Origin of the sequence: Halorubrum californiense DSM 19288, assembly GCF_000336875.1 — an archaeon.
In the GTDB taxonomy this organism is placed as follows: Archaea; Halobacteriota; Halobacteria; order Halobacteriales; family Haloferacaceae; genus Halorubrum; species Halorubrum californiense.
In genome coordinates this window covers 14,433-36,193 of record NZ_AOJK01000041.1, presented here as the reverse complement: position 1 = coordinate 36,193, position 21,761 = coordinate 14,433, and the positions used below count along the sequence as shown (strand labels likewise).

Annotated in this window: 13 protein-coding genes and 4 pseudogenes; 4 read left to right on the top strand and 13 right to left on the bottom strand. The window is 62.5% G+C overall.

The annotated features are described in order from the left end of the window. Positions 1–54 precede the first annotated feature (54 nt). Both C463_RS08725 and C463_RS08720 read right to left on the bottom strand, forming a co-directional pair. Entirely contained in the window at positions 55–1,797 is a 1,743-nt protein-coding gene (locus C463_RS08725) for a PAS domain-containing sensor histidine kinase (protein WP_008442841.1), read from the bottom strand. Positions 1,798–1,911: 114 nt separating this feature from the next. Then, positions 1,912–2,298: a winged helix-turn-helix domain-containing protein gene (locus tag C463_RS08720; RefSeq protein ID WP_008442840.1), complete on the bottom strand. Its 387-nt coding sequence runs from the start codon at positions 2,296–2,298 to the stop codon at positions 1,912–1,914. A gap of 115 nt (positions 2,299–2,413) precedes the next feature. Between C463_RS08720 and C463_RS08715 the strand changes: the two genes are divergently transcribed. Beyond that, positions 2,414–3,049, top strand: a complete 636-nt coding sequence (locus C463_RS08715) for a helix-turn-helix domain-containing protein (RefSeq protein WP_008442839.1) — start codon at positions 2,414–2,416, stop codon at positions 3,047–3,049. Positions 3,050–3,123: 74 nt separating this feature from the next. Further along, on the top strand, positions 3,124–3,261 hold the full coding sequence (locus C463_RS19195; protein ID WP_008442837.1) for a DUF7560 family zinc ribbon protein: 138 nt from the start codon (positions 3,124–3,126) through the stop codon (positions 3,259–3,261). A 31-nt stretch (positions 3,262–3,292) separates the two neighbouring features. Here the strand turns inward: C463_RS19195 and C463_RS08710 are convergent, their stop codons facing one another. Further along, a complete protein-coding gene (locus C463_RS08710) occupies positions 3,293–4,681 on the bottom strand; it encodes an IS200/IS605 family transposon protein TnpB (RefSeq protein WP_008442835.1) in 1,389 nt (462 codons plus the stop codon). A 389-nt stretch (positions 4,682–5,070) separates the two neighbouring features. Between C463_RS08710 and C463_RS08705 the strand changes: the two genes are divergently transcribed. Further along, positions 5,071–5,526 carry a pyridoxamine 5'-phosphate oxidase family protein gene (locus tag C463_RS08705; RefSeq protein ID WP_008442833.1) on the top strand — a complete coding sequence of 152 codons (456 nt, stop codon included), beginning with the start codon at positions 5,071–5,073 and terminating at the stop codon, positions 5,524–5,526. A gap of 16 nt (positions 5,527–5,542) precedes the next feature. Here C463_RS08705 and C463_RS08700 read toward each other — a convergent pair whose 3' ends face one another. From C463_RS08700 to C463_RS08680, 7 genes and pseudogenes are all read right to left on the bottom strand, one after another. After that, positions 5,543–5,944: a hypothetical protein gene (locus C463_RS08700; protein WP_008442831.1), complete on the bottom strand. Its 402-nt coding sequence runs from the start codon at positions 5,942–5,944 to the stop codon at positions 5,543–5,545. Continuing rightward, the gene (locus tag C463_RS08695) at positions 5,941–6,219 is read right to left on the bottom strand and encodes an AbrB/MazE/SpoVT family DNA-binding domain-containing protein (protein WP_008442829.1); all 279 of its coding nucleotides are present in this window, start codon (positions 6,217–6,219) and stop codon (positions 5,941–5,943) included. The genes C463_RS08700 and C463_RS08695 overlap by 4 nt, the downstream gene beginning before the upstream one ends. A gap of 91 nt (positions 6,220–6,310) precedes the next feature. After that, a pseudogene (locus C463_RS08690) lies at positions 6,311–6,504 on the bottom strand (hypothetical protein). A gap of 759 nt (positions 6,505–7,263) precedes the next feature. Next, positions 7,264–10,188 (bottom strand): BGTF surface domain-containing protein, encoded by a 2,925-nt coding sequence (locus tag C463_RS08685; protein ID WP_049905730.1) that lies wholly within the window; start codon positions 10,186–10,188, stop codon positions 7,264–7,266. A gap of 435 nt (positions 10,189–10,623) precedes the next feature. Continuing rightward, the gene (locus C463_RS17660) at positions 10,624–13,167 is read right to left on the bottom strand and encodes a hypothetical protein (protein ID WP_080510796.1); all 2,544 of its coding nucleotides are present in this window, start codon (positions 13,165–13,167) and stop codon (positions 10,624–10,626) included. 122 nt (positions 13,168–13,289) lie between these two features. Beyond that, positions 13,290–14,179 (bottom strand): annotated as a pseudogene (locus tag C463_RS17655) (IS5 family transposase). Positions 14,180–14,448: 269 nt separating this feature from the next. Continuing rightward, positions 14,449–15,615: pseudogene (locus C463_RS08680) on the bottom strand (ISH3 family transposase). Between the two features lie 700 nt (positions 15,616–16,315). Between C463_RS08680 and C463_RS08675 the strand changes: the two are divergent. Continuing rightward, positions 16,316–17,779 (top strand): sugar transferase, encoded by a 1,464-nt coding sequence (locus tag C463_RS08675; protein ID WP_008442822.1) that lies wholly within the window; start codon positions 16,316–16,318, stop codon positions 17,777–17,779. Positions 17,780–17,919: 140 nt separating this feature from the next. Here the strand turns inward: C463_RS08675 and C463_RS18595 are convergent. The 3 genes and pseudogenes from C463_RS18595 to C463_RS08660 form a co-directional block, all read right to left on the bottom strand. Then, positions 17,920–18,846: pseudogene (locus C463_RS18595) on the bottom strand (transcription initiation factor IIB). Positions 18,847–19,093: 247 nt separating this feature from the next. Further along, on the bottom strand, positions 19,094–19,993 hold the full coding sequence (locus tag C463_RS08665) for a hypothetical protein (protein ID WP_008442819.1): 900 nt from the start codon (positions 19,991–19,993) through the stop codon (positions 19,094–19,096). Positions 19,994–21,093: 1,100 nt separating this feature from the next. Then, the gene (locus C463_RS08660) at positions 21,094–21,672 is read right to left on the bottom strand and encodes a hypothetical protein (protein WP_008442818.1); all 579 of its coding nucleotides are present in this window, start codon (positions 21,670–21,672) and stop codon (positions 21,094–21,096) included. Positions 21,673–21,761: the final 89 nt, after the last annotated feature.

Genomic DNA, 21,761 nt, shown 5'->3' with positions numbered 1-21,761 from the left:
ACCGGAGTCAACGGTGAACGATCGATCGGGTTTCGGCCGGCCGCCCGTCGATCTTCACGGCGGACCGGGGGCGGCGTCGGGATCGTCTGGATCGCCGTCTCCGATCGGCTCGCGGTCGGCGGTCGACTCACGGTCGGCCGCGGCTTCACGGTCCGTAGGTTCGCGGTCCGCGACATCGGTCGCGACGGGCTCGGTATCGGTGGGCTCGGTATTAGTGGACTCGGCATCGGTGGGCCCGGGTGAGACCGCCTCGGAATCGACGGCCGGCCCCGTCGCGCCGCCGTCCGGTTCCGCCGGGGCCGGCCGGACGTCGGAGACCGGCGGCGGGCCGCGGTCGGCCGCCGAGAAGGAGGGGTCGCAGTCGGCGTCGGGGACGCTGATCGTCACTTCGTTGCCGTCGGAGCCGGCGTCGAACGCGAGGTCGCCGCCGGAGCGGTCCGCGATCCAGTAGACGAGCCACAGCCCCATCCCGCCGGTGTGCCTGAGGTCGTCCATCTTCCACCGGTCGGTGATGGGGTCGCGCTCGGCCGATGGGATCGGCGGCGCGTCGTCCCGGACCGCGATCTCGATGCGGTCGGCGGGCGCGGTGACCTCGACCTCGATAGTCGGCGGCGCCTCCGCGTGTTCGATCGCGTTCCCGATCAGCTCGGCGATCGCGTAGTCGAGCTCCGGATGCGTGAACGCGCGCAGCTCGTCGGAACAGGCGACGGAGACGTCGGCGGGCGAGTCGCTCGCGTCGTCGAGGGCGTCCGCCACCGCGCGCTCGACGAGCGGCGCGACGCGGAGCGGCTGGGGCCGCTCGTGCTGCCGGAGGAGGTCGATCACGCCGCGCTGCTTCTCGGCCGTGGTCAGCAGATCGTCGGCGACCCGGCGGACCGTCTCCGCGTGGTCGACGAGGTCGTCGGCGAGTGCGGACAGATCGATGTCGGGCGGCGCCGCGCCGTTGGCCGACGGCGCGGCGACGGCGTCGTCGACGCGGTCGGCGATCCGCTCCGCGGTGCCGTCGACGATGTTCATATCGTTGCGGATCGTGTGTCGGAGCAGGTTGTCCATCACCGTGAGCTGGCGCTCGCGGCGGTACTCGTCGGTGACGTCGCGGGCGAACCCCGCCACCGCGATCACCTCGCCGTCCTCGGTGACGGGACGCGCGGGCACCCTGACCCAGGTGGTCGGTCCGTCGGGAGAGCCGATCCGGTAGTCGATGTTCGTCTGCTCGCCGGCTGAGAGCCGCTCCATCGACCGCTCCACCCGGTCCCGGTCGTCCGGGTGGACGGCCTCTAAGAACGCCCGCGGCCGCCGTTCGAGCGTCTCGGGGGCGATCCCGAACACCGGCTCGACCGCGCCGTTAACGAACAGCAGTTCGCTCCAGCCGGCGTCGAACATCCACAGCACGTCCGGCGACGTCGACGCGATGGTCTCCAGGCGTCGCTGGGACTCAACTTCGAGGGTGACATCGCGGGAGCTCAGGGCGTACCCGTCGAGACCGGTCCCCGCCGGTGGGAACACACGGGTACGGAACCACACCCAGTCGCCGTCGGCGGTCGCGTAGCGGTACTCCAGCGGCGCGTCCGGTCGCCCATCGCCGGCGACGAGCGCGTCGAACGCGTCGCGAATTCGGCCGACGTCGGCGGGATGGATCAGCTCGAACGCGTCTCGGCCGACGAGATCGTCCGGGTCGTAGCCGAGCAGCTCGCGGGTGGCCGCGTTGAGATACCGGAACCGTCCCGTCTCGTCGATCACCGCGACTTTGTCCTGCGCGAGATCGATGAGGGTCTCTGGCTCCGGCAGGCGAGACATATCGGATTCCACCGCGAACTGATGTAAAACCCTGACCGTTCGATTATCAGACTCGAAAACGGAACGCGCGAAACACCGTGAGTCGGCGCCGCGCCGACGGGCGCAACGCGGCGGTCAGTCGGCCGAAACGCCGGGCGCGTCGAGCGCGGCGGCGAGGGGGTCGGTCCCCCCGTTCTCGACGGTGAGCGCCACGCCGTCGTCGCCGAGTTCGAGCGCGGCGTCGGCGGCGTCACGGACGTACTCGGCGGCGTGGTCGCCGTCCGGGTCGAATCGGACCCCCTCGGCGAGCAGCGGCGTCTCGCTCAGTAGCTCCACCTTCCGGTAGGCGGTCGAGAGCGCGATGTCGCACTCGTCGGCGAGCTCGCTGGTCGTCTTCGGCGTCGCCGCGGCCGCGAGGATCGCCCGACAGTCTGCGTCCGCGAGCGCCTCGAACGTCGCGTCGAGCGCCGCGTCGTCGGTCGTCGTCGTCGTGGCGTCGGTCGTGCGCGGGGGGCGTTTCATATCTGTAGGTACCGGCTCCACGCCCCCGAACCGTGTCCCATCATATGCGGGGAGGTTTATACTGCGGCGGCGCGCCCGCCAACGTTTTTGCCCGGGGCGGGTACGGACGAACGAGATGGGATCGGGAATCCGGGCGGAGGTCTCGCTGCCGACCGCGGCGCCGTCGCCGTTCGACGGCGTCGTCGACGGGGCGACGCCGGTCACCGAGGTCGCGCGCTGTACGCCCGCCGACGACCGCGAACGCGTCGTCGTGGAGTTCATCGCGGACGCCGACCTCGCGGTCCCCGAGGGGGTCGAGGTGGTCTTCGACTACGGCGGACGGGCGGCCTACCGGTTCGACGCCGCGGTCGACCCCGACTCGCCGTTCGCCGTCCTCGACCGCCACGAGACGCCCGTCTCGGAGGCGACGATTCGCGACGGGCGCCTCCGGCTCACCTTCCACGCGGGCGACCTGCCGACGCTGCGGTCGGTGCTGGAGGCGTTCCGCGACGCGTGTCCGGAGATGGAGGTGTTGCGCCTGCTCCAGTCGACGACGACGCCGACGGAGTCGGATCTGGTCACCGTCGACCGGAGCGAACTGACAGAGCGCCAGCGCGAGGTGTTGGTGGCCGCCTACGAGGCGGGCTACTTCGACCACCCGAAGGGGGCCAACGCCGGCGAGGTCGCCGAGTCGCTCGGCATCGGGCGCTCGACGTTCACGGAACACGTCGCGGCGGCTCAGCGGAAGCTGTTCGGGGCGCTGCTGGATTAACGATCATTTATCACATTCCGAAGCCGCGAGAATGCGCGGCCCGTTTGATGCGCGTGGGGGTCGTACGCACGGATATGACGGGGCGATCCACCCACACCTTCGTCTGCCCGGAGTGTCGGCGCTCGATCGAGGTGGACGACGCGATGCGGGCGACGCTGCTCGAAACGGGCTGTGTCGTCTGCGGGGCGCCGGTGACATCCTCCCACGTCTGAAGCTGTGGGATTCCTCCGGTAGGGCTGTTGGCTATACCGTCCCCACGGAGGCAAGTTTCCCCTCGCGGGTACTCCGGTTTGTGCGCTCCTCGCTGGGACGTACCCTCTCGGGAGAGTATGGTAGCTCCGACCAGTTGTGGTCGTCCCACGTGAGGCGCACGGGCCGTGCCATCGACCCAGCGGGTTCGCCAGCCTGCTGTACGAGGAACGTGCGAGAGGCACACAGGTCGGCGTGGGCTTCGTGACCGCACGGACACCGAAACACATCGCCGTCCCGATTAGTGTCGTCCTGCTCGCCACACACTGGGCACGTTCGCGTTGTGTTGGCTTCTGACCGCACCTTAACCGTGATACCGTATTCTTCGGCAGTGTGCGACAGTCGCTTGATGAACGCTCGGAACGCCCAGAATTGGTGAGTCTTTGCGTTTATTTCGGCACACCAATGTGTCGAAAGGACGTCCGTGAGGTCGCCCACGTACACCGTGGCGACCCCTTCGGTGTAGAGTCGTTCCATCAGGTCCCGAACGAGCGCGTCCTGTGCGTGGTCGCGTCGTCGCGTCCGCGTGCGATACAGCCGTTGAATCCGCTGACTGCTGTATCGTCCCTCGCAGAGTTTGGACTGTAACCGGGCTATTTCTTCGGTTGTCTCACGGAAGCGGGCGAACAGGTCGCGCGCTTCGTAGAGATACCGCTGTCCTGTCGTGGTGGTACAGGCGACAAAGTTGTTTGCGCCCACGTCCAGAGCGGCTTCGTGAGAAGCCAGTGGTGAATCCTGCCGAGAATCAGGCACGGTGACAGGCTGGAAGGCTCTGAACGTGTCATCCACCTCGTCGTACTGTATCTCCAGACGGCCCTGTTCGCCGTCCCATTTAGGAACCCCACACACTTCGAGACGCAGGCGGTCGTAGTAACCANCCTCGTCGTACTGTATCTCCAGACGGCCCTGTTCGCCGTCCCATTTAGGAACCCCACACACTTCGAGACGCAGGCGGTCGTAGTAACCAAGCCCGTACTCATCTTTTAGGGCGTGCCCGACCGGTATCTCGATTCGTGATCGCTTGCCAGTCTCCAGTGTATATTGGTCGTTGCGTATGAACGTGCGGAGTTCTCTGCCATCGTCTTCGTTTCCCCAGTAGCCTGGCGGGGCGGTGTCCTCACCGTTTTCGCGTGCGGCAAAAAACGACCGCCACGCGGACTTGTTCTTCCGGATTATCTGCTGTGCGGTGGCAGAGCCGAGAACATCGACGTACTGTTTCCGGTAGTCAGCGGTGTCCCAGACGCTTTTTCCGTCAAAGAACTGCTGGCGGCGCTCGTAGTTCAACTCGTTCCACAGGCTCGCAGAGGCGTCCAACAGGTCCCGCAGTAGCCGCTTGTCGTCGTCGGAGAGCGGGCGTACCGCGAAGGTGTTAGTTCGCCTCACGACACAAGCTATCTTGGTCTTACGGTCCTAAGGTCTTGTTACTGATGCGTCCAAACGTGGATATTCCGTGGTCGCTCCACGGTCAGGTGAAAGAGTGGGCCGAGAAAACCGACCGAACCCTCACTGAAGCATACATCGAGTTAGTCACCACAGGACTCGATAACGTCGAATATCCAGACAAGTCGTAGCGCGTGCTTTGCTATGGAATGCTATCGCTCAGACCCATCCTGAAGGGTAGGTTTCCGCTCGCTATATTTTTTGATTGAGCTTATCGACGCAACGATTCCCACGGGCCTCGCGCCAACTTGCCGTCGCCGCCGACCCGCTCTCCGCCCCCACGCCCGTGCCGTCTCGTGCCCTTTAAGCCGCCGTGCGGAGAAATTCGCGGTATGCCGACGAACAGCGAGGTCGAGATGTCACCGGCCGAGGTGGACGCGCACCTGTCCCGCCACGAGACGGGGGTCCTCGCGCTCGCGCGCGACGACGCACCGTACGCCATCCCGATTTCATACGGCTACGACGCCGACGAGCGCGCGCTGTACCTCCGGCTGGTGTCGACGCCCGACAGCGAGAAGCGCGAGTTCCTCGCGTCGGCGCCGCGGGCCCGCGTGGTCGTCTACGCGGACGACGACGACGAGTACGCGAGTGTCGTCGGCGTCGGCCCCTTAGAGCGGGTCGACCTCGACGAGCTCACCCCCGAGACGATCGCGCAGTACGGCGAGGCGCGGCGCCCGCTCTTCGAGATCTGGGCCGACGACAAGCCGGACCTGGACATCGAGCTCTACCGGTTCGCGCCCGAGAAGCTCACCGGGCGGACGGTCGTCGTCGAGCGGGACGAGGCGTAGGGAGTCACAGCGTCGTTCAGCGCCAGACGGTCGACTCAGTCGCGAACTCCTCGTCGTTGGTGACAATCGCTTCAGTACCCCGGACACGATGGTTGGCGATGAGCAGCGCGTCGTGGAGGGTGTATTGGTCGATCAGACTCCCATACACCGCGAGATCGTGGTCGTCACTCGGAGCGATCCGTACCGGTCCGTCGGTGACAAGTCCACGTAACACCGCGTTCGGCGTCGTATCGACCTCGACGCCTGCGATCGAGCCCTTGTTGACCGCGGTCCGAATCGCCTCACTGACGGCGACTGTCGGCGCCTCAACGATGTCGTCACCGCGCTCGGCGCGTTCGAAGATGTCGTCGGCAGCGGGCGGTAGACTGTCGACGAGGTACCGACCCATCGCGACGCCATCGACGGTGTAGCGGGTCACGGCTGCCACTCGCTTCGACGCTTCTCACGGATCTCGGCCTCCATCTCCGCGGCCATCTCTTCACGCTTCTCCTCGGAGACGTCCTCGTCGGCGAGCATCCCGCGGCCCGCCGATCCCGTTGCCTTCCGGACGCGAATTCCGTCGTCGGTCTTCTCCCACCGAAGCTCGTCGCCTTCCTCTAATCCGAACTCCTCGCGGAGGGCTTTCGGGATAGTTACCTGTCCCTTTCGCGTGATACGGGTCGTTCGATTGTCGATTTCGCTGTCAGTACTCATGCGAAGTACTACGCACTGTATTACATTAAATATGCGGAGTGTTGAGCGACGGTCGCAGATGGGTATTATCGAGTCGATCAGGACCCCGTAATCAAACGTCCGAGAGTGACGTTACCCCGTCTCGATCCGCGTCTCCAACTCCTGAAAGCGTCGTTCGAGGTCGCGACGCCGGCGCTGCTGTGCGAGTTGCCTCAGGAGGTCGTCGTACGTCTGGCCCGGTTCCTTGAGCTCGTGTAGCACCTTCCGAGTTTCCTCGGTCCCCGGAATGTGTTCGTCCACCGGCATAGTTCTGGACGGACATACAGGGTAGACAGTCGTCAGTTACCCACGATTAAAATCGTGGGCTTGCGTTCCGCAGGGCCAAACGGAAGCAGCAACGTAATTGCTCGTGTTCTTCGCCCGCAGATCGAGAGAGGGAGTTCCTGTTTCGCTTTGGGGTCGGCAGTTCCGAGCGTTACAGGCCGACTGACGGGCGGCCTCTTCTATGAGAGAACCCCCCGTGGCCAATTGAGGAGCAACGGTGGTGGCGCTCGTTTGCCCGCATAGAAGTGGTAATTCATACCGAAAGTACCCACCTAATTATGTCGTCGGGCTTCCGCCCTCGAAATCACTGTGAGCGAACGCAAGTGAACACGTGCGCTGCTCGACGCTGCCTGAGTTGAGGTAGGGTCGCTACGTGTTCGAAGTGGCCACCCCTCGAAGTGGGTCCGGGGGCGCGCCACCCCACGCCATTGGTTGAAAAGAAGTGGCTCTGACGGCGAGCCACTCGACCGATGATACCAGACGCCGTCACGCGAGTTGACTGCGAGTTCCGTGCCACGGCAACTATCAGTAGTCGTCGCGTGACAGCGTCCAGCACGCGGTGTTCGATACTACGTCTACTTCAATATACCCAGTCCATGCGAATTTTTGCCACAATCGCGCATCAGGAGCGCTGCCGCTCGCTATCGCTCAGGGTGCGAGTCAGATAAAAAACCGCGTGTGGATCGGCCCGCGAGGGCCGATATTTTACCGACTGCGAGTCGCGACCGTCAGGCAACGACGTTAGTCGTTACGGCGGGTCGCGAGCAGCGCAGCGGCGATGAGCGCAACGAGTGCGACGAGTGCACCGAAGCCGGGCGTTCCGTCGTCGGTGGAGTCGCCGCTGGAGTCGTCACCAGAGGAGTCGTCTCCACTGGAGTCGTCACCAGAGGAGTCGTCTCCGCTGGAGTCGTCACCAGAGGAGTCGTCTCCACTGGAGTCGTCACCAGAGGAGTCGTCTCCGCTGGAGTCGCCCTCGATGGTGAGCGTGCCAGTTGCCTCGTCGTCGTCAGTCGCGACGCCGTGTTCGTAGTCACCGGCGTCGAGGCCGGTCGTGTCGGCCGTGAACTCAACGGTCTGGGTCGCGCCAGATTCGAGCGTGACCTCAGTCGTGTCAAGTTCGTCGCCGTCGAGCGTGAGCGCGACGGTCTGAGTGCCTTCCTCGCTGCCAGTGTTCTCGATCGTCGCCGAGACGTCGACCGAGTCACCAGCAGTTGCGGTGGCTTCCTGCGGGCTCAGGTCCGAGACCTCGAAGGAGGCGGGCTCCTGAGTCTCCTCAGCAATCACTGCGTCGGAGTCCGCGATGGAACTCCCGGCGACCCGGAAGGCAACCGTCGCGGTGTCCTCCAGCGAGGCAGCACTGAGGTCAAGTTCAGCTTCGAACGTGCCGTCCTCGTTAACTTCGAAGTCGTCAGACGTCTCGACGAACGAGGGCGAGACACCGGAAGTGGACTGAACGCGAACGCTCACTTCGGTACCAGGCGCAACATTAGTCGTGCCCGAGACCATCGCTTCTTCGGAGTTGGTGATCTCGACCTGGTCGTCGTCGTTCACGTTATCGAACGTGGCTCCGCGGTCGTCGAGGCTGAAGTCAGCCGAGGCCGACTGCGTGTTGTCCTCACCGGCCGCGAAGTACGGGAACGCCGCCGTATCCGTCTGTCCATTGGCGCCACCGAGGGCAGCCTCGCCCGGGCCACTATCGTCGCGCGAGTTCTCGAAGTTGAACTGGTTGTCTTCGTCGGCTTCGTATTCGAGTTCAGCCGTGAAGTCCGTTCCATCCTCGACAGACTGCGAGAACGCGGAGTCGTCCTCGCTCGTGTCGACCACGATGAACATCTGGCTGGACTCCTGGTCAACGTAGATCGAGACGACATCCTCGCTCGCAGTAAGGTCGAGCGACGTCGGGTCCTGATTGCCCGTCGCGTCGTCTGCCTCGACTTCAAAGTTCACACCCTCGCCATCGTAGGCAGCGTCGTTTGCGAGCGTGTCAAGCGTGGACGCCGAGAAGCCGTCGTCGAGCGCGTCGAAGTCGTCACTATCAAGCGCGACCATGTGGCCGTAGATCCCACTGGCCTCGGCCGAGATGACAAGCTGGTCGTCGAGTGCGACATCCGAGCTCTGCGTCACTTCATTCAGAATCTCGGAGGTGTTCGAGGTCTCGTCAGCCGGGTTCGAGGGTGCCGTCCACGTCTGGACGTTCTCGACGCCAGGCTCCGTGAGGTCGAGCGTCGTCAGCCCGATCTCGTCGTCCAGCTCCGAGTTGTCGTCCTCATTCACAATGAAGACGTTGTTACCGTTCGCAGCAACCTCGTAGGTCGTCGGCTGGAGCGGACGCGTGAGCTGACCGAACTGCTGGTCAGAGGGGCCACTTTCGGCGTTAATCTGGCCGATAGAGTCGAGATACGCCTCGAAGTCGTTGTCGGCACCAGTCACGTCAGAGGCTTCGATCTCGTTTTCGTCCTCGTCTTCATAGCGGGGTTCCTGGTCACTGCTGAGACCGTCGTACATTTCACTGTTGACGATGTCGTCTTCGGTGTTGTAGACAACACTTTTGTCGACATTCGTCCCGACAGTCCGCGTGTTGACCTGGAAAGTCACTTCCCCGTCATCGTCGTCATCCTCAAGGTAGAGGATGTCGACGAACCCGGAGTCCTCGCTACCGAACTGGACCCAGGTGTTGTCAGTGTCTTCGAGTTCGACCGTCATCTCGACAACGTCACCGGCGGTCTGCGTGTACACAGACTCGTCGAAGCTTGCCTCCCGGTCAAGCTCGCCGACCGAGATACTCGAGGCGTCCGACGCTTCCGTGTCGGTCACGTTGAACTCGAAGGTGTAGTCGTCAGTGTCGATTCCCGAGAAGTCGACAGTTTCGTCAGAATCGGAGATCCCGATGAGGACAACCTTCTGCTCGGAGTCCTCGTCGTCAGGCTGGTAAAGGCCGACGTTGAAGCCGCCGTTCTCGATGTAATCAGTTCCGGCGGTCAGACTGCTCGTGCTGTCGATCTGAGCCTCCGTCAGCTCAGTCGTCGCGTCGTCAGCGTAATTAACGCCGTCGCCGGTCAGGACGTTGAACAGTTCCTCGTTTTCGAGGCCGTCAGCAGTCACGTTGATGCTGTAGGTCCCACGGTCGGAGGAAATGTCGAGGTCAGTCTCCGCATTGGAGCCCTCGTCAGTCACCGAGTCGTCGTCGAACTCAGCGCTGAGCGACTGGGTGGTGACCTCGAAGGTGTCTTCCTGTTCCGGGCTATTCGGGAGATCACCGGCGCCACGCAGGAAGTAGTCACCGGACGAGAGATCGTCCGTGTCGATCTCGACGTACCTGTCGCCGGATCCAAGTCCGAGACTGGAAGGGGCGTCAGCCCCGTCCGAAACAGTCAGCTGCTCCGTCTGTGAGCTGGTGTCGACTGTACCGCCGTCGAAACTATCCACCTCACGAAGGTTGACTGAGTCACCAACGCCAGCGGCGTTTATATCGCCGCCGACGAGGTAGACGTTCTGTCCTTGGTAAACGATACTAACTTCGGTGCCAGAATCATCTTGATACTGGCCATTAACGGGGGCTGCTGCGGCGGGTGCCGCTGCGAAGCCAGCCGCGAACATGGATACGACCATGATCGCCGCGAAAAAGACCGCGTTGGCCTTTCCGCGATAGTTTGTGTTTTGTGTCATTGTTGTGTTGTTTCGGCGCGACAGCCGTGCTTTGTCTCCATCTGAGTCGCCCGTTCGTCAATAACCGACATCACAGCGATGGCGCGACCGGACTTGACAGAGGTTACTCGCATTGGTGTCGCATTTGGATGGGTAGGGTCTGCGATTTGAGCTTGTGGCGGTTGTTATATATGCTTTGTGGGGCCGAGTAGCCATGATAGCCTTTCACAAAGCCGGTAGCGGGCTTCTCGTGGCCGTTTTCAAGATCAGTGATCACGGTGGATGTACCCTCAGATTTATAAAAAATACTCAGGGCCGCAATTAGCCGAGAGTCCAATACAATTCACATACAATTATAGAACAGCTTGAGTACGACTAAAGCAGCTAGAGACAACTTTTCGCTACTACGCACAGCATACAAATCACCACGTTGGGCTGTCACGTGTGGGTTGCGCATTAACTGACAGAAATAGACGTCTGATTACCCGCAAGAATATCACGGTCACTGATTGTGACCGTTCGGTTTCCGACATGGTAGGTGCCGGGGTGAGCAACTCGGATGGTTGCCGTCCCGTTAACAACCGCACCGGTTCGGTGGTATTCGTAATCCACACCACGGAGACTCACGGTGGTGGTTGCGGTTGCTGACGTTGTAGACGAGCCTGTAACCTGAATTCTGGCACCAGAAACAAGCGCGAAGGTTCGAACGCCAGAACCACTATGGATCAGCTGGTACCGACCGACAGAGTTGGTACCGTTTGCCCCAACACCAAGCCCTTCGTAAAGAGCCGTATACGTCGTGTTTGCTGCGGAATCACGATCCCGTTCAGTAATCACGACGTAGCCAACTCGTGAGTGGTGTTGGTTGTACCACTCATCTGGGTTAGATGCCGTAAGGAATTCGTCGTAAGTACTTCGTGCGTATCCATAGCTCCGCGATTCGCCGCTCACAAAGTAATTGTACATTCTGTTATCACCCCATTGACTCAACACAAAATTCTGCGGATACTCACTGCTAGTCTCGTTCGCGTGCGCGTCAACTGCGAGGGCGGCGTCAAACTGGGCACGGTCATACGTAGTCTGTCCAACAAGCGACGGGACAAGCACGAGATTAAACAGTAACACAACGATGATTGCGCCAACAAGATAGCCTCGTTTGCCCCGTTCAGCTGGCAGTTGAAGCGATGTAATCGATGCGGAAGCTTGGGTAGTATCACCGCCAGATCCGGAAGTAGACTCGAGGCTGCTGTCAGTGAGGCTACTAGGTACACCGGCAGGCGCAGCAGGATCCGCACCCTGCTGTTCAGGCGGTCCGAGTACCGCAACCGGCCGTGTGAGATCGATCAACGAAAGCAGATAGATAAGACCGATCCCAGCAAACGGGGCAATAACAATAGCCAACTGGCCGGCAAAGCGCACCTGAATGGCCGCGAGTCCTACGTAGTACCACGCAAAACAAACGAGAACAAGCCATCCGGGCTCATACCGATTAGTAAACATCCATGTAAGGACCACAAGCACGGCGATCGCGAAGTAAAACCCGAGCCCGAGTTGTAGGAGAGGTCCAAGCACCACCGCAAAGTCGGGATTAAATAACGAGACTGTCTCAGAGATCCCCTCGCGACCGAACAGAGCGCTTGCGCGGGTACGGATACGGCTGATGACATCGGGACGGGCAAGTACGTAGCCGCCAAGTCCACCGATTACAACAACAGCGTTGACTATGCCGAGCCCAGCCGGCCGCAGTGTGAAGCGACGCCAGAGTGCGCCGAGGCCAACAACAACAAACCCACCAGCGGCCACAAGAACGGGCGTGATCGCGGCGAGTGATTCATGCCAGCCAAGTGTAAGGTGGAGGGTAAGCGCTCCTCCGGCGCCAAGCCCAAGACCGGCAAGCAGCGGGAGGTTAGCAGAAACCGGCGGCACGCCGTGACGGACATCAAGTATAACACGGACCCCAACAACGGCCGCAACCGGGATGAACGTAAGCGGAGAGCCTCCCCAAGTGTGAGCCGAGGCGGCGACGGCAGTCGCGAGACCGAGTGCGACCGCCCACATGGTTGGATCGTGAGCATGAGCCTGCGCGGCGGCTGTTGTATCGGTTGTGGCTCGTCGTCGAGAAAGGTCGCTTCCAAGTATGGTGAGAGTCGTGATAAGCAGACCGAGCCAGAGGTACTGATGTGCTTGATGATCGAGGAATCCAACAGACGTGTACACGACGTTGGCAGGGGCGAGGCCGTAGAATACTACGGCAGCGAGTGCGACTCGAACGTCGTTGGTGAGGAGGGCAGAAACGCGATAGACAAGATACCCTACACAAACAGAGAGCAAAACCGGCAGCCACGCAGCGACTGTCGGTGCGGCCTCAACACCGCCGAGAAGGACAGTTACCCACCAGTTTGTTGCGTGCGCGAGCGGGCGAGCGGCGGCAGCACCACCCATGTCGGCAAACAGTCCAAAATCAAAAATGCCGCTAGCGCGCGCCGCAAGTTGTTCCTGCCAGTACCGGAAAAAGTACGTGTCGTTAGATGGTGAAACCACAAATCCATCGCGGAATACAGCGGGTGCGGCCACGAGTCGTGCCACCGCAACGACGATGAGTGTGCCGACAAGCCCGAGCGTGGTTGTTGGGTCGGACACAAAGCGAGCAATCACACGCAAAGGAGCATTTGGCTCGCTCGCATCGGGGGAGTTAGACTCCTGTGGTGGCGGAGAGTGCTCAGTATCTGTTGAGGTAGTACTCACTCGAGAGTCGGCCGGCGTCGTGAGGACGGATCGAATTGCGTCGGGGGGTACCAGTCGGTAGCCACCGTCGACACTGGTCGCGATATCACGCGCAACGAGTTCTCCAAAGCGGCCGGAGTCAAGTTCGATTTCATCGAACGTCCACAGCTCTCCCTGGGCATCACGCTCAACAAGCGCTACAAGCGATTCTTCAGCCTCGGGATGGTCGTCGAGGAACGCACGGGTAGCCGCAGTCGTGTCCTCGGGCGAGGGCATTGTCTCTTCTCTGTGTGGGAGTGCCGATTACCGTTTCGGTTAGTGTGGCGTGTACCGCTGGAATGCCACTGCGAGTACGATAGGAAAACACTGCTCTGTTGAATCCGATGATGGCGTGGGGATCACTGTTTGAGAGCCTGTTCGAGGTTGTAGACTGTGGCGGTCAACACGAGTTCACGAAATTCGCGGTACCAAGCGCGAGGGGGGACAGCGGTGCCGAATCGACGCTTGATGGCCGAAAAGGCGATCTCGGCCATCCAGCGTTGCCCGTATAGCCCGCTGTCCAACCGTGCGTTGTGGGCGTGATCGTACGCAGCGAACAGCCGATGGCGCAGCAGGGGCTGGATGTCCTCTGACCGGAGGGCATCCCGGAGCGATTGGTCGTCATAGCCTTTGTCGCCGGCGAAACTCTCGATGTTCTCGGTATTGCGAAGAGCGACTCGACGGCCAGTTTGTGTGTCGTGCGGCCAGTGTGCCGAGCAGTGAACATCGAGGATGGCACACGAGTCTGTCTCGACGAGGCCGTCGTTTTGAGCGTGCGTATGTGGCGATCCGAGTGGTGTTGGTAGTGTCTCGATGCCGTTTCGCGGTCGAAGAACGTGGCATCGATGGCACCGTGCGAGCCCGGATCGCAGATGTTCGCGGACTCCCGAAGAAACCCTCGCCAAACGGACATGGGCACCCTCTCAAACGACCGGTACAGCGTTGAGGGTGCGGGAAATGCCGTCCGAGCGAGCTGTAACAGACCACGAACNATGGGCACCCTCTCAAACGACCGGTACAGCGTTGAGGGTGCGGGAAATGCCGTCCGAGCGAGCTGTAACAGACCACGAACGCGATCCATCTCGCTCGCCCAATCAACGATCTCGCGGTACGTCGCATCCATGTGAACCCGCAAAAAGTGGAGCTTGACATGCTTCCAGCCGGGAAATCCGTGGCCAGTCGGATCACTCACCGCCGTTGGACTGGCGGCACAGCGCTTTTGAGCCAGCGACGCGGCTTNCCGGGAAATCCGTGGCCAGTCGGATCACTCACCGCCGTTGGACTGGCGGCACAGCGCTTTTGAGCCAGCGACGCGGCTTGCTTAACGAATCGGAAGAGTAGGTTCAGTACCTCACAAAGCATCGTTAGCTAACCTAACCTGAGCCACCTATTCTGTTACAATGAACCGTCGGTAGCGGTTGATCAACGCCGCCCGAAGCCGGAGCTGTCGCTGTCGGCGGCGCTCAGCTGCCGACGCGACAGCGTAGCCACTCACAAAGTGGCGTACTTGGTCGGTGACTACCGGTGGAATCGGTCGTCTGGTGGCCGACTCGCGGGGACGGCCCGACGCACCGCGAGGGCCGTCCACGCGGCCCGTCGAACCATGTTCACGAACTCCTTGTACGGTCACCACCAGAGGCGACGCCCGCCTCGGCGGGGCGTCGCCACGTATTCGTAGTGGGGATATCGCCACGCGTTCTGTAACAACAGACTCACCACGACGTACAGCAGTCTCACCGTCGCATCTCGTGTCGTTGTTGTCGCTATCGCTTGCTCGGACAAGCGATAGCTCGACTCGATACCGAAGCGTTTCGCGTAGTAGTATCGAGCGTCGCGTGGTGTCTCGATGAACGGCGCGTCAGCGGCGTAGCCGTGACGCGCCACACCGCGTTCGTCATACTTCCCGTTTAGGTACGTACAATCGATGTAGACGGGAAACTCGACGGTCCAGCTGTGTCCGTCGAGTTTCCCCGTCAGATCATGCTGAATGACACGACTCCACCCTTTCGAGAGCTCTTGCTGAATCGTCTCACCCCATCGGATGATCGGGATCACGTACGCGTAGTTGTGCGCTTGAAGCAGTGTGAGGCACCTGCTGTCGTAGAATCCGCGATCAAGATAGACGGCCTTGACCTCGGTGTCAAGGCCGTCAAGGACACCAAAGAACTCAGCGAGGACGCTGCTGGCGGTGTCGCCGTCTTCAAGACGGCGCACCGCCAGCGTGTAGCGTTTGTTCTTTACACGCGCGTAGAGTGTCGCGTAGGCGTGGAATGCGGTGGTTCCACGCTTGGCTTCCGAGTAATAAAGGGTCTCCGTGTCGTCTTCATCACCGTAGTAGGGCCGCAGGTGGAGGTCTGCGCAGACCTCCACCTGCTCAGGAAGCAGTTCGACGATGTTTCGTCGAAGGAGCGTGCTAGCGACTCGTTCGAGCCGGAACGGCTCGAACTTCGTCCGCAGATGGTAGAGGATCGTGTTGGCAGCGGGGCCGTTGTGACTCGACGCACAGAGCGTAGAGACAGAGGTCCCGTCGGCGCAAGCGCCGACGAGGACCTCATAGATGTCCTCAGCAGTGATTTCAGCGTTATTGGCTAAGGAAAGCGGGACTTCCTCGTCAAGCCGGTTAACGAGAAAATTAAGAAGTTGGTCCTCGTGAATCTCACTGTCTGCTTGCTTGGTTCTAGACACACCATTAGCAAGCAGACGTTCTAACTAAGCGGCTTTGTGAAGTACTGAGGTTGGACACATTCGGTTCTTCCGCTTCGCTTCCACCTTTACAGCGACGCTATCCCGTCGCCTTCTGCGGATTCAACACCTATGAAAGCCTGCTAACTGCTCTGTTGAATCCGATGACGGCACGGGGATCGCGATCTCTGAAGGCGCGATTATCTCGCTTTTTGTTGTTAAGGAGTTGGATCGATCCACCCAGCAATCACGATCTTCTCCCTCTCGGCCAAGAGTCCATCTCTGAATTCTCTCGGCAGTATTCCTGAACCGAGTACAGAGTGACCCGATCCCGACGCCTTCTGCGGATTCAACAGAGNCCAAGAGTCCATCTCTGAATTCTCTCGGCAGTATTCCTGAACCGAGTACAGAGTGACCCGATCCCGACGCCTTCTGCGGATTCAACAGAGTACACATAACCGTTTGAGTAAGAACATATACAAAGTTGTAGATAGTTTCAGTCTGTTAGAATTGGCCTGTGTAGGTTCTGTCACGGAGAGAATCAAGTGCTTCACCCAGCAGGGAAGCGATCCCGGTCGATTGCTCACAGTATCTCCCGACCGATCTGGTTTCAGTCAAAACAGGAATATCTTGTGGGGAAGACAGCAATCGCAACGTGGGCAAAACATAGTGTTTAACTTGATATATTTGCCAATGATCGGTAATGGATACGGGATGGCGGTACCGCGCCGCCAGCGTGGGGGGTGTCGCCGCGCTGGTCACGGTCGCGGTGATGTTCGCCAACAACGGGACCGTCCAGGCGGCCGTATCGCTAGTGCCCGTTCTCGGCCGCCTCCCCGTAGATCCGCCCGCCGGAGCGGAGTTCGTCATCGAAGTCGCGTTGACCGCCGTCGTTGTGACGGCCGCGTTCGTCCCGCTGTATAAGCCGCGGCCACGGCGAATCCTCGATATCGTCGCGCTGGCGCACAAACGCACCTTCGTGGCCGTGTTCGCGCTGGCGACGATTGGCTACTTCGATTACACGTACAAGGTGCCGCGGTTGACGCTCGTGTTGATCACGCCGCTGCTGCTGATCACCCTGCCGGCGTGGTTCATTTGGCTGCGTCGTCCCGAGGCGCGCAGCGAGCGTGCGATCATCGTCGGAAATGATCTCAGGGAAGTCACACGGGTCACGCAGGCTGCCCGGCAAACGGATCTGACGCTGCTCGGGTATCTGTTCTCCACACAACCGGGAGCCCGCAGTCAATCGGCAGAAGATCACGAGGCGACAGACGCTGGGGTCGTTTCCGTGGCGGACGGGGGGAACGCAGTAAACGGCAGCCTCGAGCAGCTTGGCGGCCTCTCTCGGCTTGAAGACGTACTGGTCACGCACGACATCGATACGGTGATCTTGGCATTCGACGAGACTGACCGGGCAGAGTTTTTCGGCGCGCTCGACGCCTGTTACGAACACGGCGTCGCCGCGAAGGCACACCGCGGCACCGCAGACACCGTCCTGCTCGCCGAAAACGATCCGGGGACTCTCGTTGACATCGACGTTGAACCATGGGACGTTCAGGACCACATCCTGAAACGTGCGTTCGATGTCGCGTTCGCGGGGGGCGGATTGATCGGACTGTCGCCTGTTATTCTCGCTATCGCAGTCGCAATCAAACTTGACGACGGAGGATCTATCCTGTATCAACAAGAGCGGACCGCCGTGTTCGGCGAAAGGTTCGACGTGTACAAGTTCCGGTCGATGGTTGAGAACGCCGAGTCAGTGACGGGCGCGACAATCAGTGACGAAGACGACGGTGGCGTCGACCCCCGGGTGACACGTGTTGGACGCGTGTTACGACAGACGCATCTCGACGAAATTCCCCAGTTGTGGGCGGTGTTGTCGGGGAAAATGAGCGTCGTCGGGCCGCGGCCCGAACGCCCGCACATTGATGCCGACATTCAGCACGGCGTCGACGACTGGCCGAAACGATGGTTCGTAAAGCCGGGGCTAACCGGGTTAGCACAGATCAACGACGTGACCGGGAAGGAACCGAACCGGAAGATCCGCTACGACCTCCAGTATATCAAACGCCAGTCGTTTAGCTTCGATATAAAAATCGTGATTCGACAGATCTGGAAAGTATTCGTCGATGTAGTTGAGCTTGGAACCGGAAGGCAGAACGAGTGAACCGATACCGGCGCGAAAAGAGAGTCTACGACAGGCCACGTTGAACCGCGATAGCATAAATCGAGTACTCATCTCCAAACTGAGATGCCAGCAGTCAGTTTCAATGTTGGCTAAATAGGCTTATAGCGAGGCGTCGAGGATTAGAGTACCTGTTCAACTAGCGTATCTCGGTGGCTCTGGATCGTCGTGAGCGTCACGCCTGCCGCCGCAGCGACCGTGGCTTGCGTCAGTCCGCTGTCGTGTTCCTGCCCGGCGACGTACAGACAGGCGGCGGCGAACCCGGCGGGATGGACACCTGCCGTCACGGTCGCGTCGCGTGCCTTCTCGGTGAGGGCTCGGCCGCGCCGCCGCACGGGGTCCGAACAGTCGCACGCCGCCGCGAGTCGAGACACGAACTGTGTCGTGGTCACGGGCGGCGCGGGAAGTCCAAGGTCGGTGTTAAGCGCTTGATAGGCGTTCTCCACGCGCGAGTCGGCGACGCGAGCGTGCGCGGCCACCTCGCTGAGCAGGCGGGCAGCGCGAGCACACCGACAGGCGCCGAAGACGCTGGCCGCGGCCACCGATTCGATCGACCGGCCGCGCAACAGGGTCTCGGCTTGCGCACTCCGGAACAGCTGGCAGGCCTGATCCCGGAGGGATTCCGCGAGTCCGAGCCCGCTCGCGATCCGCCGCACCTAGCTAAGGCCGTCCGCGAGGTTCCGGTCGGCTTTCGACTGGAACCGGCTGCGGACCTGCTCGCGGCGTAATCGGAAGAGCTGCGCGCGTTTGGGGCCGGTGAGCGTCGACCCTCTCGCATCCGTCTTGTGGCCGATCTCGGTCGAGAGCCCGCGGTCATGGCGGGCAACGGTGAGCGGCGCGCCCGTTCGCGCGGGTGTCTCGCCGTCGTCGTCGAAGGAGCGCCACTCGGGGCCGCGATCGAGGTTGTCTGTCTCCACGACGAGCCCGCAGTCTGTGTAGACGCGCTCGTGGTGCTGCGACCGGACCGTGCCGCCACAGTCGGGACACGAGTCGGTCGTGGACGATACCGTCGTCTCCCCAGCTTGGGAAGTGTGTTCGGTCGTCGACATAGCGTAGCTGCGAGGCGTTGTGTGTGCGCCCCGCACCCCTCTTGGGGGCGAAAACAATCTACCGCGAACCAGCGGGATCTCCGGCGATTTGCGGACAGATGAGCTGTTCCTCCGAGACAAAGACGCCCGGCACCGAGGTCGTGGCTGCGCGCGCAGCGACCGCAGGGAGCGAGCACGGAGCGGAGGGTGGGGCGGTGGGGCTTGGGCCGGTCCGGCGCAACGTAAAAAATAGGGATCAAGCGCGTGGCTACGCGTCCCACCAGCGGTCGCGCTCGGGGAAGTAGATGGTACTCCACCCGGTGACGGCTAGGGAGACGAGCCCCTCGTACCAGTTCCGGGCCGCCCCGTGAATGCGCACCCGCTCGCCCTCGGCGATCCACGGGGCGTCCGATTTCTGCCAGATGGTGACCCGGGTTTGGCCGCTGTCGTCGGCGATGAGCCCCACTTGCGCGATGCTTGGATGCGAGGGATCCCAGAGGGTTTTGACACGCCCCGCAATGCTCACCTCCTTGCGCTCGACGTCTTCGAGTGTCCCGATTGGAATCACGGTCCCCGGTGCCGTCTCAACGGCTTCGGCCACCCTGACGACCGCACTTGGCACGTCCTGGCCGTCAGCGACGGCTTCAGCTAGGCGTCGGGCGATCGCCGCCCGCGACCAGCCGCACAACTGGTTGGCCAGCCGCTCGGCGTGCTCGTTGACGGCCGCCAGCTCCTCCTGGCTGAGTTCCCTCCGAGGATCTCCTCGCTCGGGATCCGCCCACGGATCCACGCTTGCCGCCCGCTGCTGGAACGCGGCGCGCCGCTGTCGGCTGCCAGCCGCGGCGACCTCACGTGTGCGCCGTTCGCGACCGGTCTGCTTCCCGAATGCGGCCCGCGCATTCAGCCGGTCCAGTTCGGCTTCGCGCGCCCGAATCCGCTCTTCTTGTGCGAGCGTGACGCCGGGAATCCGGGCTGCGCTCGTGTCCACAATCCCCTCTGGGTGGTTCGCGTCCACCTTCGCTTGCTTCTCTTGGTCGACCGTCGCTTCCAACTGGGGCGTCTCGTCGACGACCGGGAAATCGTCCGCATCGACGCTGCCGTCCTCGGGTCGTCTGAGTGCCTGTTCATCGACCGTAACTTCGGTACTCGACCGCTGCTCACCTGACATTGGAATCACATTAGATTCCGAAGGCGCTCGCGCGTCGCCACCGCGCCGCTCGGCGATCGTGGAGTGCTCACCAACCGACACTGCCCAGCTCCGGCATCGCGTTTCGTGGACGACTGCCGCCGTCACCCGAGGCGTCCGCGCCGCGCCTTCGCGCCGGACACGGTCCGGCGCGGCGCGACGCCGACGGCCACCCACACGGACGAGTGAGGGGGTGAACCGCGAGGTGAGCGCGCGGTCACTGCCGTATACCCAGCCGGTCACCGCGGGTCGGCGGCGCGCCGCCCGCCGTCCGTCAGCGACGCAACGGGGGCGGCGCGACGCCGAGACGGCACGGCCGGTGGGTATACGGTGGTGAACGGCCTCGCATACGGCCACAGCGAGGGAGCAGAGGGCGCGCCCCGCCGGACCCGGGCGTGGCCGGCCCCGGGCGAGCCTGTCCCGTCCGTCGGAGACGCAACGGAAACGCCTCACGCGGCATGCCGGCCACGCCCGGCATGCCCGCGGCAGCGCAGTCCGTCGCGACCGAGTTCGAGCGCATGCCCGGCAGGCCGCGCAGCCGTGCCCGAGGCACTCCCGGACCCGGGGCATAACGGGGGTGAGCACGGCGAACCCCCGTTAGCCGCGGCAGCCCGGAGGAAACTCGGGCCGAGGGCGACCGCCCGAGCGGCGAGCAGCCCGACCCGGACCGCGCAGGCGGCCGCGTCTGAACCACTGTCCGTCGGCGCGACCGCAGTGAGGGAGCGCCGACGCAACAGGTGGTGAAGACACAGGCAGCCCGGTTTCGGTCGACCCCGGACGCGGGCCAAGTGCTCGCAGGCCCGCGTCCGGGGTCGGCCGGTATCGGGTGACTGGGCTTGGCCCGACCCGGCCCCGTGACCGTGTCCCGTCCGTCGAAGACGCAACGGCAGCGCGAAAGCCCGGGCCCGGCAGGACCGGGCTGGCGGCCGGAGCGCGCGCAACCCGCGGAGTCACCCCCGAACGTACGGAACGGGTCACGCGCCAAATCGATACCCCTGAAAAGCCACCATCGAGCGGGTGGCTAATCTAAGGCCTTGGCTGCGTTGCGCGGGTCCGGTCAACAGGCCACGACGCCTGACCCGCTACCCATTCGTGATGAATGTGCGGGACCCCGCACTGAGCGACCCCTCGAACCCCCACGTGGCCTCGCTGAACGCCGCGTCCGTGTCGGTGTCCCACCGGGGGAATCCGCACGGCTCGCTCACGGCGACCTCCCACGTCGGCGGCTCGGACTGTTCCAGCGAGTACTCTGGGATCGCGACCACGTACAGATACTCTTCGTCGCCGTGGATCCCGGCGCGTGGATCCTCAACGCCGTGGCCGAGCAGAAACAGCGGCTGCGAGAGGTGTTGCATCCGATTCGGGTCACACACGTCGGCTGGCGAGGCCGCGTCGAGCCGCCGATTCGGGTCCCGGTTCGGGTCGAGATACAGCGGCAGCGTCGTCAGCTTCTCCAAGAAGAGATACTGTGCGGCCGCGTACGCGGGACCGCGCACGCTGCGGGTCGCCTCCAGTAGCTGCTTGAGCTGGTGGAGCCGCCCCAGCACGCTTTCTGGATACCCGTCGGAGTGGGTGTACACCTGTGCGACTGGCTCGGTCGGATCGGCCGTCCGGCCCTGCTCGAGGGTCCGGACGAACCGAAGTTGACACCGTGTCGACATCGAATCACGCCGGCGACTGTGGCGCCGGCACCCATTCCGGCGCGAACAACAGCACGGTAGGGAGGAACGTCCTCCGGTGGCTGAACGCG